Source organism: Rathayibacter sp. AY1C7 (assembly GCF_002931865.1).
GTDB lineage: Bacteria > Actinomycetota > Actinomycetes > Actinomycetales > Microbacteriaceae > Rathayibacter.
Window position 1 is genome coordinate 187,890 of record NZ_PSWB01000001.1, and the last position, 14,205, is coordinate 202,094.

The window sequence follows — 14,205 nt, forward strand, 5'->3', positions numbered from 1 at the left end:
ACCTCGTTCGTGTCGTTCAGTCGGCGAGCGGGAGCAAGACTACCCGCCATGCGCCGCGCACCGGCACGCCAGCCAGGGGGCTCCAGGGTGGGCCGCACGTATAATGATGCGGTCCGTCGCCCGGCGGAGGCCGAGAGCTTGGAGTTCCATGCCCAGCAAAGCTGTGGATCGCGCGCGCGCGATCGCCGACGAGCCGTTCCAGATCGCCGGCACCACGTCGGCCGTCGGCGGCGGCTCGGGCGGCTTCGTCGCCTCCCTCGCCGAGATCCTGCGGCACCGCGAGCTGCTCCGCCTGCTCGTGGGGCGCGAGCTGAAGTCGCGCTACAAGGACAGCAGCCTGGGCTTCGTCTGGAGCCTCGTCCGGCCGCTGATCATGCTCCTCATCTACTACGTGGCGATCGGCCAGATCCTCGGGGCCTCTCGCGGCGTCCCGAACTTCGCGATCTTCGTCTTCTCGGGGCTCACCCTCTGGGGCCTGTTCAGCGAGATCGTGACCGCGGGCACCACGTCGATCCTCGGCAACGGCGGACTGATCAAGAAGGTGTACCTGCCGCGGGAGATCTTCCCGGTGGCGGCCATCGGCTCGGCCCTCTTCAACTTCGGTGTGCAGTTCGTCGTCCTGATCGCGGGAGCCGTCCTCACGGGCTCGCTGATCTTCGGCGTCCAGCTCCTCTACATCGTGCCCGCGCTGGCGATCGTGCTCGTGTACGGCCTCGCGCTGGCCCTGGCCCTCTCGGCCCTCAACGTCTACCTCCGCGACGTCCAGTTCCTCGTCGAGGTCGGGCTGCAGATCTTCTTCTGGCTCTCCCCCATCGTCTACGCGTGGAACTTCGTCGTCGCCGCCTCCACCGGAGCGGGCCACGGCTGGGCCGAGCAGCTCTACCTGATCAACCCGATCTCGAACGCGATCCTCGCCTTCCAGCGCGCGATCTGGGGAGACGGCTCGCGCGTCAGCATCATCGACGGCAACGAGATCGCCCCCCAGGTGTGGCCGCCGGACATGGAGCTGCGCCTTCTCATCGTCCTCGTCGTCGGGCTGGTGTTCGTGTGGATCGGCCACCGGATCTTCCGCCGCCTCGAGGGCAACTTCGCCCAGGAGATCTGATCGTGACCCTCACCAGCAAGCAGGAGTCCGTGCCCGCCTCCTCCGGCACCCCGACCGTCGTCCGGGTGCGCAACGCCTCCAAGCGCTTCGTCATCCGCAAGGACAAGTCGTTCAAGGAGCGGATCGTCAACTTCGGCCGCGGGCGCAAGCACCGCGACGAGTTCTGGGCACTCCGCGACGTCGACCTCGAGATCCCACTGGGCTCGACCGTCGGCCTCATCGGCGCGAACGGATCGGGCAAGAGCACGCTCCTCAAGCTCATCGGCGGCATTGTCCAGCCGACGACCGGCACCGTGGAGCGCCGCGGACGCCTCGCCGCGCTCCTCGAGCTCGGAGCGGGCTTCCACCCCGACCTCACCGGGCGCGAGAACGTCTACCTCAACGGCGCGATCCTCGGACTCTCGCGCAGCGAGCTGGACAGCAAGTTCGACTCGATCGTCGACTTCTCCGAGATCGCCGAGTTCATCGACACCCAGGTCAAGTTCTACTCGTCGGGCATGTACGTGCGGCTCGCCTTCGCTATCGCGATCCACACCGATCCCGACCTGCTGCTGGTCGACGAGGTGCTCGCCGTCGGCGACGAGCCGTTCCAGCGCAAGTGCATGGACCGCATCCGCGCCTTCCAGCGCGCGGGGAAGACCATCGTGCTGGTCACCCACTCGCTCGAGCAGGTCGGCGAGCTCTGCGACCGCACCATCGTCCTCGAGAAGGGCACCGTCGTCTTCGACGGCGAGACCTCCGAGGGACTCCAGGTCCTCCGCGAGAGCTTCGAGGACCGTCGGGCCGCCCGCCAGGAGCGCGAGGCCGAGGCCGCCGAGGCCGCGGACGAGCCCGCCCCCCAGCTCATCGAGATCCTGGGCTGCCGACTGCGCGGCGGATCGATCGAGCACGGCGGCACGGTCGTCCGCAGCGGCGAGACCCTCGAGTTCGACGTCACGGTGCGCACCAGCCGCCCGGTCGACGACTGGAACATCGGCATGGGCATCGACACCCCCCTCGGCCAGCGCGTCTTCGGGACGAACACCGAGCGCATCGGCACGCCGCTGAGCGCGGTCGACGGAGAGATGACGGTCACGTTCACCCTCCCCGACCTGCACCTCGGCGCCGGCAACTACGCCGTGCACGCCTCCTCGGCCACCTTCTCGCAGGGCGAGACCATGCGGATCCCGGTCGCCGCGACCTTCACGGTCGAGCGGGCCTCCGTGCACGACGGCGTCGTCGACATCGACTCCACCGTCCGCCTCAGCAGGCCGTGACCGCGCGGCGCCGCCGCCTCCTGGTCGACGCGACCGCCCTCGCGGCGCCGCGCCTGACCGGGGTCGGCCGCGTCCTGCTCGGCCTGCTGCACGCGCTGGACACCGACGCGACCGCCGCAGAGGTCGAGGTGCTCCTCGTCGTCCCGGCGAGTGAGGCGGGCTCGCTCGGGCGCTTCGGCTTCCGTACGCTGCGCGTCCGACCGGTGCCGCTGCCCCGGCCGGTGTGGAGCGCACTGACCCGAGTGCCCGCGCCGGGGATCGACCTCCTGCTCGGCCGCGGCGCCTACTTCTTCCCGAACTTCCGGAGCTGGCCGCTCGCCCGCTCCCGCTCGATCACCTTCGTGCACGACGTCTGCTTCGCTGTGATGCCCGAGCTCGTTCCGCGCGAGCGCCGAGAGCTGCTGTCGCGGTCCGTGCCCCGGTGGATCCGGCGCAGCGACCTGGTCCTGACCGGCACCCCGTCCTCCGCGGCCGAGGTCGAGAGCGCTCTGGGCGTCGATCCGGCGCGCGTCCGCGTGCTGCCGACCACGATCGACGCCGACCTCTTCCATGCCCGCGGCGAGGAGGAGGTGGCGCGGGTCCGCGCGGAGCACGGGCTCGGGTCCTACCTGCTCTTCGTCGGATCGATCGAGCGCCGCAAGAACCTCGTCACCCTGGTGAACGCGTACCGGCAGGCCGAGCGGCCGGAGAACCACACCCTGCTCCTGGTCGGCGGGGACGGCTGGGACAACGAGGACGTCCACTCCGCCGTCGCCCGCGCGGTCGCCGCAGGAGCCGACGTGCGCTTCGCCTCCTCCTACGTCGCCGACGAGGATCTGCCGGCCCTGCTCACGGGCGCCGACGCCGTCGCCATGCCCTCCTGGCACGAGGGCTTCGGCCTGCCCGCCCTCGAGGCCGTCGCCTGCGGCACTCCGGTGCTCGCGGCAGACATCCCCGGCCTCCGCGACGCGCTCGCCGGGCGGGAGTCCGCCGCCGTCTTCATCGACCCGGCGGACCGCACCGGGTGGTCGGCCGCGATCGGAGAGGCGCTGCGCCGTCCCCGGCGACTCGCACCGGAGCCCATCCCGGGGTGGGACCGCACCGCCCGGCGCCTGCTCGAGCTGGCCTTCGACGACCGCTGATCAGCGCCGGGTCGTGAACAGCAGCCAGCGCCCGGAGGCGGAGGCGACCTCGGGCTCGACGTCCCCCGTCGCCGCCTCGACGTAGGCCCGCCAGCCGTCGGGGTCGTCGGTGTAGCCGGCGGTGTCCACGTAGACGGCGCAGGCGCCGCTGCCCGCCACGGCGTCGGCGAACTCCGCGGAGTCGTCGACGTCGCCCCAGACGTCCCAGCCGTAGGTGCCCTCCACCGCCCCGTAGCTCCAGCGGAGGCGTCCCTCCTCGGTCGCGAGGTAGGGCAGCGCCTCGTCGTAGTCGGAGAGCGCTCCGATCCGCCCGCTGTCGGGGAAGCTCTTCAGGGGGAGCTCCACCACACCGCAGCCGTCGTCCAGCTGCGCGTCGGCCTCCGACACGAACGAGCGCATCTCGGAGTCGTCGGTGGGAGCGATCGGCACCGCGGCCGATACTCCGGCCAGCTGATCGACCACGGCGACGGCGGCGAGGAGCGCCGCCACGAGGATCCGGACACCGCCACGGGCCGTGACCCGATCGAGCAGAAGCGCGAGCACGCCGAGGACGAGGACCGCGATGACGATCGACATCCGCGCCCACGCGCGGATCGTCGGCCCCGCCACCAGCGAGACCACGACGCCCAGGCCCGTCACCGTGTAGAAGAGGAGCGCGGCCAGCGTCGCCACGGCGAGGACGCGCACGCGGGCGTCCGAGAAGAACCGGCCGACCGCGGTCGCACGGAGCGCCCGTCCGCCGCCGAGCGCGGTGATCGGGAGCGCAACGAGCGTGATCAGGAGCGCGACGCTGGCGAGGATCGAGAACCCGGGCGGCTCCGTCGTCGGCGCCACGCCGGACTGGCCCGCGTAGGTGTTCAGCAGGCCGTACCCCTGCGGCAGCCCGGTCCCCGACCAGGGCAGGCCCAGCAGCACCAGCTTGCCGGCGTAGGCCTCCGACTCCCCCACGGTCCGCGACGTGAAGTACGGGCTGTAGCGCTCCCCGAAGTCGAGCGAGAGCAGCAGCAGCGAGAGCCCGACGAACACGCCGAGCGCGAGGATCGGCACCGACGAGACCGCGAGCACGCGCAGCCGCTCGCGGGAGAGGAGCCCGGCGGCCGTGCTCACCGCCCAGGTCGCTCCGAGGACCAGGACCGCGAAGACGTAGTAGTAGCCGCCCGTGCTCGCCACCAGGAGCCCGAGCACGACTCCCGGGACGACGGAGCGCAGTACGCGGCTCCTCCGCGTCGCGCCCCGCTCGGACCAGGCTCGGAGAGGATCGGTGCGCGGTCCGGCGACCATCAGCACCATCACGCCCAGGAGCGGGATCGCCCAGTAGTTGGCGAGGAACGCGTGGCCGAATCCGATCCGGAGGAAGTGGTACGGCAGCAGCGACAGCAGGACCGCGGAGAACGCCGCGACCCAGGGCCGCGTGCGGAGAGCGCGGAAGAACACGTAGCCGGTGACGGCGACCGTCGCGAACGTGCCCAGGTAGAAGACGTTCAGGAGCGTCGTCCCGTCGCGCACCAAGAGGGCCAGGACCGACACGGCGAGGGCGGAGGCGACGTCGAACTGCGCGCTGAAGAAGGCGTTGAACCCGTCGGGGAAGCCGAGCGCCGCGTTGCCGTCGAACGGGAACGCCTGCGTGGCGCTGGTGAAGAGCGTGTAGTGCAGGATCTGGTCGTCGCCGCCCACGGTCCAGCGGGCTGTCAGGTCCTGCGGCCCGATCCCGAGCGCGAGCACGGCGGCAACGACCGAGACGAGGGCGGCGACGAGGGCCCATCCGAGCTCGACGAGCGTCCGGCGCCGCCGACTCGCCGTCCGCGGGCCGCGCACGTCAGTAGCCGCGCTCACGGCGCTGCTCCTCCACGCTGGTCTGGACGATCCGGTTCAGCTCGGTCTCGCCGTCGGTGCCCGCGTAGTCGTAGATGTCGAACCCCCCGCAGGCGACGATATCGGAGGGAGCGCCGAGCGTCCCGCGCGCGAGCCCCGCCCAGTCGGGCGAGCGGTCGGCCAGGACGAAGCTGTACTGCCGGTCGCGGTAGTCGCTCAGGTTGTTCATCCACAGCTGCACCGTGAAGTCGAAGTTGACCTGCTGGACGTGCAGCGAGGCCGGCCCGTAGAGGTCCAGCGGCCGCGTGGACCAGAACGAGCCGACGCCCGCGAGCTCGCGGCCGTCGATCCAGCGCTCCAGGCAGTCGGCGTCCGGGTCCGATCGCGCCTCGGCCGCCGCCGAGGCGACCGCCGTTGTGGCCGGCACGGCGGCCACGACGAGGCCTGCGGCGGCCAGCGGAGCGACGACGCGGACGACCGGCGCCAGCCGCGCGCCCGCAGCACGCCGGTGCGCCGCCGCGGCGCCGATCAGGGCGATCACGACCACGGTCGCGGTCACCGGGATCGGCATCAGGTAGCGGCTGACCGAGCTGCCGGTGAAGACCTGCACCACCAGGAGCACCGCCGTCTGCGCCGGCAGGAACGCGCACACCGCGAAGCGCGCACGGGCCGCCTCGTCGAGGGCGGCTCCCCGCGCCAGTCGGGCGGCACCGGCCACGACGACGGCGAGGGCCGCCAGCAGCAGCAGACCCAGCAGCGCCACCTCGAGCTTGCCGATCAGCGGCGCCTTCAGCACCAGGAACTGCACGATCAGGTCGTCCAGGGCCGTCCCGGCGAGCGGCAGCCGGAGGTACCCGCCGGCGTCGGTCCCGATCAGGAAGCCGAGCGGGACCCGCAGCGCGGCTCCGAGCGCGGCGGCCCCGAGGACCGTGCCCGCGACGATCAGCACCGCTCGGGGAGCAGCGAGAGCGAGCACCAGCAGCACGACGAGGACCACCAGCAGGGGGCCGACGAACTGCACCAGGAGGAGCGGATCGGAGAGGGTCGTCGCGGCGACGGCCGCCCCGACCAGGAGCAGCGGACGCGCGGCCGGACGGCGCTCGCGCAGTGCGCCCAGAGCGACGGCGAGCCCGGCGAGGCCTGTGAGCACCGCGCCGTAGTAGTAGGTCGTGAGGAGGAAGGTGGTCGCCAGGGCCCCCTCGTTGTTGAGCGCGCGGCCCTCCGTCAGGCAGAGCACCAGCAGCACGGCGATGCCGGCGAGCGCGGCCGCGGGCCGCAGCCGGCGGTGCCGGTCCGCGACGAGCCGTCGCGCGAGTATCCGGAGCACGCCGTAGAGGAGGACGACGTTGAGCACGGCGTTGACCGCGAGCGCCGCCGCGGGATCGCCACCGGTCAGCAGCCACGCGACGCCGAAGACGGGGAGCTCGGGGAAGAGGAAGAGCTGGCTCGTCATCACCCACGCCGCCGGGCGGCCCTCGGCGAAGGACTGCAGGATCAGCGGCAGCGCCAGCGAGTCGCCGTCGCGGAAGAGCAGCGGCCGCCACGGCGTGCCGACCATGAATCCGAGCACGAGCAGGGTCCCGCTGACGACGACGGCGAGGGCGGCGAGCTCGAGGAGGGCCCTCCGGGTCCGAGGGGATCCCGTCGGACCCGCCGTCACCGGTGCTTCCCGCCGAACCGGATGGCCAGGACGAGCAGGAGGTTCTTCAGGAGGGTGTCGCTCGGGATCTTGGAGTTGCCGACCGTGCGGTCGAGGAAGACGATCGGGATCTCCTTCACTCCGCGGGCCCGGCGCAGCGCCCGGTACTTGAGCACGATCTGGAAGCCGTAGCCGGCTGCGCGGATCGTCTCGAGGTGGAGGGTGCGCAGGAGGTCCGCGCTGAAGAGGTTGAAGCCGCCGGTCCAGTCGGTGATCTTCGAGCCGAGGAAGAGGCGCGTGTAGAGGTTGCCGCCACCGCTCAGCAGCTTGCGATCGAGCGTCCAGTCGGGAGTGCCCCCGCCCGCGATGTAGCGGGAGGCGACCACGAAGTCGGCGCCCGCGCGAACCTCGCGGAGGAAGGCGTCGATGTAGTCCGGGTCGTGCGAGAGGTCGGCGTCCATCTGCAGCAGGTAGTCGTAGCGGCGCTCGGCCGCGAGGAGGTGCTGGAAGGCCCAGATGTACGCCGCGCCGAGCCCCTCCTTCTTCTCGCGCGAGAGCACGAGGACCTCGAAGGTGTCGGACCCGAGCTCGGCCGCGAGCTCGCGCGCGCGGTCCGCGGTGCCGTCGGGGGAGCTGTCGTCGATGACGGCGACGGTCACGTGGAAGTCGGGGTTGCGGGACGCCGCGAGCGCGACCCGCGGCAGCGCCGTCGCGATGTTCGCGACTTCGTTGTAGGTGGGGACGACGACGGCGAGGGAGCGCATGAGGCGGGGAGGATCCGTTCTTCCGGTGCACCGGCTGACCGGTGAGAGCCCTGCGAGTATAACGAGGCGGTGCTCGCGAGCCTCCGAGCGCGCCCGCGGCCCGCCGCCCCGTCCGCGCACTCTCTCAGGAACATGGCACCGGCTGTTCGACCGCCCGGCAGGGGTCCGCGGTTACGATGGACGACAGTGCACGGCGGTTCACCCCTTGTTCGCCTGCCCCGATGGACGCCCGTCGGAGCCCGACGGTCGGGCATCGACGCCAGAGGGGGACGGGAAAGAGCGCCGCAGATGAAGAGACTCCTCGAATCGCAGAAGGTCCGCTTCCTCATCGCGGGCTGCACCAACACGGCGATCGACTTCCTCATCCTCAACACGCTCGTGCTCCTGCTCGGTCTGCCGACCCTCGTCGCCAACGTCTTCTCCGTCCTGGTCGGCATCACGATCTCGTACGCGCTGAACCACTTCTTCGTCTTCCGCCACCCGGGCAGGGTCTCGGTCGCCACGTTCGCGAAGTTCTTCCTCGTCACCGGGTTCAGCTCGCTGGTCCTGCAGTCGGCGATCATCTACGGCTTCGAGGTCTTCTTCGACACCCGCTTCGGCAACTCGCTGCTCTTCCTCCCCAGCTCCGGCGAGAACGCCTTCCTCGCGATCAACATCGCCAAGGCCGTCGCCGTCCTCGTGGGACTGGTGTGGAACTTCTGCATGTACAAGTTCGTCGTCTTCCGCCGTCCGGCGCACGATGCGCTGCCCGCGATCGAGACGGTCTCCCCCGCCGCCGTGGCCGTCAGCACCGAGCCCGTCGACATCGTCCGCTGAGGGCCGCAGGCTCCCGGGCCCCGCTCGAGCCGCGTGCTAGCCTCGTCGAGTTCTTCCGACGGGGCACTCCTCCCGTCGACGCCGCACCACCCGGAGGCTCCCATCGCCCGCTCGACGTTGCCCATCGCGGTCGTCGTCGTCACCCACTTCTCGGGTGAGGTCCTCCGCGCGTGCCTCGAGTCCGTGCCGGAGGCGACGGAGCACGACGTGCGCATCCTGGTGGTCGACAACCTGACCACGGACGACTCCGTCCGCAGCGTCGTCGAGCGCCTGCCGCAGGTCGAGTTCCACGAGACCGGGCAGAACCTCGGCTACGGCCGGGCCGTCAACTACGCGGTCGACCGCCTCGGGCCCGAGGTCGAGTGGATCCTGGTGACCAACCCGGACACGGTCTTCCTCCCCGGCTCGATCGACGCCCTCTACGCCGCCGCGACGGCGGACGACCGGATCGGCTCGATCGGGCCGCGGATCCTCGACTCCGACGGCACGATCTACCCCTCCGCCCGCGCTCTGCCCTCGCTCGGCACGGGCGTCGGGCACGCCGTCTTCGCCCACGTCTGGCCCGGCAACCCGTGGTCGGCGACCTACCGGCGCTCGCGCGCGGTCGAGACCCTCCGCCACGGCCGGATGGAGGCGGGCTGGCTCTCCGGCGCCTGCGTGATGGTGCGCCGCACGGCCTTCGAGGAGATCGGCGGGTTCGACGACCGCTACTTCATGTACTTCGAGGACGTCCAGCTGGGCGACTCGCTCGGACAGCGCGGCTGGACCAACGTCTACCTCGCCGACGCGGTCGTCTCCCACCTCGGCGGGCACTCCACCCGCCTGGCCTCGGCGCGGATGCTCGCGGTCCACCACCGCAGCGCCTACCTCTACCTCGCGCAGAAGTACGGGGCCTGGTATCAGGCGCCGATCCGCGCGGCGGTCCGCGCCGGGCTGGGCGCCCGGGTCGCGCTGATGCGCCTGCGCTCGAAGAGCTGATCCGCTCCGATCGGGCGGGCCGCCTGGCCGGCGCCGGGCGGCCCGCCCACCGGATCGGCGGTCAGGACGCGGAGTCGAGCTCCGTGTAGAAGGCCCGCGCCTCGTCCCAGGTCGGCAGCAGGCCCTGCGCCTCGGCCTCGGCCAGCGTCGGTGCGTCGGTGTCCTTCGGCGAGAGGAGCAGCTCGCCGGCCTCCTCCGGGAAGCGCAGGCCGATCTGCTCGTCGAGCGGGTCGATCCCCTTCTCCCGCACCGGGTCGAAGGTGGCGTTCACGAGGTACGAGACCACGGCGCCCTCGGTCAGCGCCACGAAGGCGTGCGCGACCCCCTCGGCGATGTAGACGGAGCGGCGGTCGACGTCGTCGAGCAGGATCGACTCCCAGCGCCCGAAGGTCGGCGACCCGACGCGCACGTCGATCACGTAGTCGAGGACCGCGCCGGAGAAGCACGAGACGTACTTGGCCTGCGACGGCGGGATCTGCGCGAAGTGGATGCCGCGGACGGTGCCGCGCCGTGAGACGGAGGTGTTGCCCTGCCGGAGCGAGAGCGGGTGCCCGACCTTCTCGGCCAGGCGGTCGAAGCGGTAGAACTCGTAGAAGACCCCGCGATCGTCGGGGAACTGGCGCGGAGTCACTTCGTAGACGTCGGGGATGTCGAGCTCTCGGATCTGCACGGTCGCCAGTGTAACGACGGCGTGTCACGGGCCCGCGACGCCTCTCTGCGCCACCCGGCGGCGTACCGGAGCGCCGACCGTCGGCCGACGGACCGCTCGGGCATGATGAGGAGGTGACCTTCCTCCTCACGGGCGCCTCCGGCATGCTCGGCACCGACCTGCGCGCGGCCCTCGGCTCCCGCCCCAGCACCGCCCTCGGCCGCTCCGACCTCGACGTGACCGACCTCGACGCCGTGCGCGCCGCCGTCGCGGGACACGACGCCGTGGTGAACTGCGCCGCGTACACCCGCGTCGACGACGCCGAGACCGACGAGGAGGAGGCGTCCCGCGTCAACGCCGTCGGAGCGCGCAACCTCGCCCTCGCCACCGCAGAGACGGGAGCCGCACTCGTGCAGGTCTCCACCGACTACGTCTTCGACGGCTCCGCGACGACCCCGTACTCGGAGGACCACCCCCGGAATCCGATCTCGGCCTACGGCCGCACGAAGGCCGAGGGCGAGCGCCTGGTGCTCGAGGCCAACCCGGAGCGCGGGTACGTCGTCCGCACGGCCTGGCTCTACGGCGAGCACGGCGGCAACTTCGCTAAGACGATGGTGCGACTGGCGGGCGCGCACGAGACGCTGACCGTGGTCGACGACCAGCACGGCCAGCCCACCTGGACCGCCGACCTCGCCGCGCGCCTGATCGAGCTGGTCGACGCGGAGGCCCCGGCCGGCGTCTACCACGGCACCAGCTCCGGCGAGACGACCTGGCTCGGCTTCGCCCGTGCCGTCTTCGCCAAGGCGGGCCTGGATCCCGAGCGCCTGCGCCCGACCGACAGCGGCTCGTTCGTCCGCCCCGCTCCGCGTCCGGCCTACTCGGTCCTCGGACACGACGGCTGGAGCCGGGCGGGCCTGCCGCCGCTGCGCTCCTGGCAGGACGCGCTCGCCGCCGCACCCCTCGAGGCGGTGACCCCGTGACCACCACTCTCCGCGTCGTCGTCGACCAGATGCTCGCCCGCGTGCCCGGCGGCATCGGCCGCTACACCGAGGAGCTCACCCGCGAGCTGATCGCGACGGCTCCCCGCGACTGCGAGGTGGAGGCCGTCGTCTCCGCCCACCCGCCCGAGAAGGAGGAGGAGCTGCGCCTGCGCCTGCCCGGCCTCGCGCGCATCCACCGGCTGCCGCTCGGGCGCCGCGAGCTCTCGCGCGCCTGGCAGTACGGGATCGCCATCCCGGCCGGCGGCGGCATGATCCACGCCCCGAGCCTCTTCGCCCCGCTGCGCAGCCACGACGGGAGCGAGGGCGAGCAGATCGCCGTCACGATCCACGACACGGTGCCGTGGACGCATCCCGAGACCCTCACCCCGCACGGCGCGAAGTGGCACCGGGCGATGGCGAAGCGCGCCCGCAAGCACGCGGACGCCGTCGTCGTCCCCACCCACGCCGTCGCCCACCAGCTCTCCCAGCTGATGGACTTCGGCGATCGACTGCGCGTGATCGGCGGAGCCGTCGGCTCCGGCCTGGTCGTCCCGGAGGACGCCGACGAGCGCGCCACGGCGCTGGGCCTCCCCCCGGAGTACGTGCTGAGCGTCGGCACGCTGGAGCCGCGCAAGGGCCTGGTCTCGCTGATCGCGGCCTTCGGAGGAGCGTCCGCGCCGGCGATCCCGCTGCTCCTGGTCGGCCCGACCGGCTGGGGCGACCTGGACGTGGCCTCCGTCGCCGACGAGCAGGGCCTCGACGAGACGCGCGTGCGCGCCCTGGGAGTCCTCAGCGACGCCGACCTCGCCGTCGTCCTCTCCCGGGCCACCCTCTTCGTCTACCCGAGCATCGCCGAGGGCTTCGGCCTGCCCGTGCTCGAGGCGATGCACTTCGGAGTGCCGGTGGTGCACTCCGACGACCCCGCGCTGATGGAGGTCGCCGCGGACGCCGGCGTCGCCGTCGAGCGCGTCGACGCGAAGGACTACCCGGACCGCCTCGCCCTCGCCATGAGCAGCGTGCTCGCCGACACCGGTCTGCGCGAGCGGATGTCGGTGGCCGGCCGCGACCGCTCCCGCGCCTTCAGCTGGCGCGACTCCGCGGAGCGCGTCTGGGCGCTGCACTCCGACCTCTGAGGCGTGCGGCACCCGGCCGTCTACGGCGCGGAGTCGCCCGACAGTCCGGCACTCACCAGCGAGTGCACGACGTCGTAGTCCGGGTCCTCCGGGTCGACGGCCGGCGGGACCAGCTCGATCGGATCCACTGGCTGCGACTTCGTCTTGAGCCCCAGCTGCACGAAGTAGCCGAGCATCCCCTGCGGGACGTCCGTCTTGATGACCTGGGACCCGGCGGACGCGACGTCCTGGAACTTGGCGAGGATGTTGCCCGGCTCGAACTGGGCGAGCAGCGCCTCCTGCACCTGCCGCTGGCGCGCCATCCGGTCGTAGTCGCTCGTGGTGTAGCGCGAGCGGGCGTAGGCGAGCGCCTGCTCGCCGTTGAAGTGCCAGTGCCCGGGATCGATCCACTGGTTCACGCCCTGCATCACGCCGTCGGAGTCGGGCAGCCCGCCCAGGGGCAGCGGCTCGTCGGCCACGTAGTCGATGTCGATGCCGCCGAGCGCGTCGATCAGCTGGGCGAAGCCCTCCATGTCGATCAGCGCGTAGTACTGGATCCTCAGGTCGAGGATGCCCTCGACCGCGTCGCGCATCGCCTCGATGCCGGGCTCGCTGCCGTGGTCGACGGCGTCGGGGTAGAGCTCCGGGTGCTTCAGCTCGACCTCGGTGTAGACCGAGTTGAGCTTGCAGACGTCGACGGCGCAGTTGTCGGTGTCGTAGCCGTCGGGGTAGAGCTCGTGCATCGGGCTGGTCTCGGGGAACGGGAAGTCGACGAACTCGCGCGAGACGCCGATGATCGAGGCCTTGCCGCTCGACGCGTCGATGCTGACCACCGAGATGCTGTCGGGGCGCAGACCGTCGCGGTCCTCCCCCGCGTCGCCGCCGAGGAGCATCACGTTGTAGCGGCCGTCGATCGGCTGCTCGATCGCTCCGCCGCCGAAGATCGACGACAGCGTCCCCCGGGTCACGCCGAGCAGGTAGGTGCCGTAGGCGGTGGTGCCGACCGAGACCGCCATCAGCGCGATCGTCGCGAAAGCGAGCACGCCGCGCATCCGCGGGCGCACCCGGACGACGCGGATCAGGCGGAGGGTGTCGAGCGTCAGCACGGCCCAGACCACCCCGTAGACGACGAGCGCGGCCTGGAGCGCGAGCATCGAGAGGTCGAAGGTCGCGAGCGTGTAGAGGCCGGTCGGGAAGACGAAGTAGAGGAGCACCGCGACCAGGAGGGCGACCCAGAGCCCGAGGGTGAAGCCGAGCCCCAGGCGCCCGAGCCGGCGGTTGCCCGCCAGGACCTGAGCGGACCCGGGCACCAGGAGGTTGACGATCAGCAGCCACCACGCCCGCCGCGTCATGAAGGCGCGGGAGGCGACGTCCGGGTGCCGCAGCGGCAGGGCGACGGCCGTCACAGACCCGCCACCAGGGCGTCGTTCTTCGCGGCGACCTGCACCTCGAGGTCGGCGGCGAAGGCGTCGAGCGCTGCGGAGAGGGCGTCGTCCGCGGTCGCGAGGATCTTCACCGCGAGCAGTCCGGCGTTCCGCGCTCCGCCGATGGAGACGGTGGCGACGGGGACGCCCGCGGGCATCTGCACGATCGAGAGGAGGGAGTCGAGCCCGTCGAGTCGGGCGAGCGGGACCGGCACTCCGACGACGGGGAGCGAGGTCACGGCGGCGAGCATGCCGGGGAGGTGGGCGGCTCCGCCCGCCCCGGCGATGACGACCTTCAGGCCGCGGCCGCGGGCCTCGCGGCCGTACGCGATCATCGCCTCCGGGGTGCGGTGCGCGGAGACGACCCGGACCTCGTGCGCCACGCCGAACTCGGCGAGGACGGTGGACGCCGCCTGCATGACGGACCAGTCCGAGTCCGACCCCATCACGACGCCGACGAGCGGCGCGGGCCCGTTCACGAGCGCGTCCGCGCTCACGAGAGGGCTCCGGCAGGGGTCGGGGAGGTCGGCAGGCTCGTCACGGCGACCA

General features: G+C 72.0%; 13 protein-coding genes. 7 read left to right on the forward strand and 6 right to left on the reverse strand.

Annotation, left to right across the window (positions count from 1 at the left end; all coding sequences use genetic code 11):
* Window positions 1-148 precede the first annotated feature (148 nt).
* The 3 genes from C5C69_RS00810 to C5C69_RS00820 are packed head-to-tail and all read left to right on the forward strand — an operon-like array spanning window position 149 to window position 3,482.
* Window positions 149-1,105, forward strand: coding sequence for an ABC transporter permease (locus tag C5C69_RS00810; RefSeq protein ID WP_104223153.1), 957 nt, complete (start codon window positions 149-151; stop codon window positions 1,103-1,105).
* Window positions 1,106-1,107: 2 nt separating this feature from the next.
* A complete protein-coding gene (locus C5C69_RS00815) occupies window positions 1,108-2,361 on the forward strand; it encodes an ABC transporter ATP-binding protein (protein WP_244229465.1) in 1,254 nt (417 codons plus the stop codon).
* Window positions 2,358-3,482: a glycosyltransferase family 1 protein gene (locus C5C69_RS00820; RefSeq protein ID WP_104232818.1), complete on the forward strand. Its 1,125-nt coding sequence runs from the start codon at window positions 2,358-2,360 to the stop codon at window positions 3,480-3,482. Before C5C69_RS00815 ends, C5C69_RS00820 begins: the two co-directional genes overlap by 4 nt.
* On the opposite strand, the gene C5C69_RS00825 is transcribed toward C5C69_RS00820, so the two are convergent.
* Genes C5C69_RS00825 through C5C69_RS00835 form a run of 3 tightly spaced genes read right to left on the reverse strand, consistent with a single transcriptional unit; the run spans window position 3,483 to window position 7,697 of the window.
* The gene (locus C5C69_RS00825; protein ID WP_146080876.1) at window positions 3,483-5,315 is read right to left on the reverse strand and encodes a hypothetical protein; all 1,833 of its coding nucleotides are present in this window, start codon (window positions 5,313-5,315) and stop codon (window positions 3,483-3,485) included.
* The gene (locus tag C5C69_RS00830) at window positions 5,299-6,954 is read right to left on the reverse strand and encodes a hypothetical protein (protein WP_104232820.1); all 1,656 of its coding nucleotides are present in this window, start codon (window positions 6,952-6,954) and stop codon (window positions 5,299-5,301) included. The genes C5C69_RS00825 and C5C69_RS00830 overlap by 17 nt, the downstream gene beginning before the upstream one ends.
* Window positions 6,951-7,697 (reverse strand): polyprenol monophosphomannose synthase, encoded by a 747-nt coding sequence (locus C5C69_RS00835; protein ID WP_104223157.1) that lies wholly within the window; start codon window positions 7,695-7,697, stop codon window positions 6,951-6,953. Before C5C69_RS00835 ends, C5C69_RS00830 begins: the two co-directional genes overlap by 4 nt.
* Window positions 7,698-7,985: 288 nt before the next feature.
* On the opposite strand from C5C69_RS00835, the gene C5C69_RS00840 reads away from it, so the two are divergent.
* Window positions 7,986-8,513 (forward strand): GtrA family protein, encoded by a 528-nt coding sequence (locus tag C5C69_RS00840; protein ID WP_104223158.1) that lies wholly within the window; start codon window positions 7,986-7,988, stop codon window positions 8,511-8,513.
* A gap of 117 nt (window positions 8,514-8,630) precedes the next feature.
* Window positions 8,631-9,491 (forward strand): glycosyltransferase family 2 protein, encoded by an 861-nt coding sequence (locus C5C69_RS00845; RefSeq protein ID WP_258065203.1) that lies wholly within the window; start codon window positions 8,631-8,633, stop codon window positions 9,489-9,491.
* 61 nt (window positions 9,492-9,552) lie between these two features.
* Here the strand turns inward: C5C69_RS00845 and C5C69_RS00850 are convergent, their stop codons facing one another.
* Entirely contained in the window at window positions 9,553-10,161 is a 609-nt protein-coding gene (locus C5C69_RS00850; RefSeq protein ID WP_104232821.1) for a dTDP-4-dehydrorhamnose 3,5-epimerase family protein, read from the reverse strand.
* Window positions 10,162-10,274: 113 nt separating this feature from the next.
* On the opposite strand from C5C69_RS00850, the gene rfbD reads away from it, so the two are divergent.
* Both rfbD and C5C69_RS00860 read left to right on the forward strand, forming a co-directional pair.
* On the forward strand, window positions 10,275-11,120 hold the full coding sequence (rfbD, locus tag C5C69_RS00855; RefSeq protein WP_104232822.1) for a dTDP-4-dehydrorhamnose reductase: 846 nt from the start codon (window positions 10,275-10,277) through the stop codon (window positions 11,118-11,120).
* Complete coding sequence (locus C5C69_RS00860; protein ID WP_258067469.1) at window positions 11,117-12,253, forward strand: glycosyltransferase family 1 protein; 1,137 nt, start codon at window positions 11,117-11,119, stop codon at window positions 12,251-12,253. Before rfbD ends, C5C69_RS00860 begins: the two co-directional genes overlap by 4 nt.
* A gap of 20 nt (window positions 12,254-12,273) precedes the next feature.
* Here C5C69_RS00860 and C5C69_RS00865 read toward each other — a convergent pair whose 3' ends face one another.
* A complete protein-coding gene (locus C5C69_RS00865) occupies window positions 12,274-13,638 on the reverse strand; it encodes an LCP family protein (protein WP_258067470.1) in 1,365 nt (454 codons plus the stop codon).
* The gene (purE, locus tag C5C69_RS00870; protein WP_104225651.1) at window positions 13,635-14,102 is read right to left on the reverse strand and encodes a 5-(carboxyamino)imidazole ribonucleotide mutase; all 468 of its coding nucleotides are present in this window, start codon (window positions 14,100-14,102) and stop codon (window positions 13,635-13,637) included. The genes C5C69_RS00865 and purE overlap by 4 nt, the downstream gene beginning before the upstream one ends.
* Between the last annotated feature and the right edge of the window lie 103 nt (window positions 14,103-14,205).

Bases quoted from the DNA above. Each gene is read 5' to 3' on its own strand.
- C5C69_RS00810 (WP_104223153.1), top strand. From the start codon at position 149: ATGCCCAGCAAAGCTGTGGATCGCGCGCGCGCGATCGCCGACGAGCCG.
- C5C69_RS00835 (WP_104223157.1), bottom strand. From the start codon at position 7,697: ATGCGCTCCCTCGCCGTCGTCGTCCCCACCTACAACGAAGTCGCGAAC.
- C5C69_RS00840 (WP_104223158.1), top strand. From the start codon at position 7,986: ATGAAGAGACTCCTCGAATCGCAGAAGGTCCGCTTCCTCATCGCGGGC.
- purE (WP_104225651.1), bottom strand. From the start codon at position 14,102: ATGGGGTCGGACTCGGACTGGTCCGTCATGCAGGCGGCGTCCACCGTC.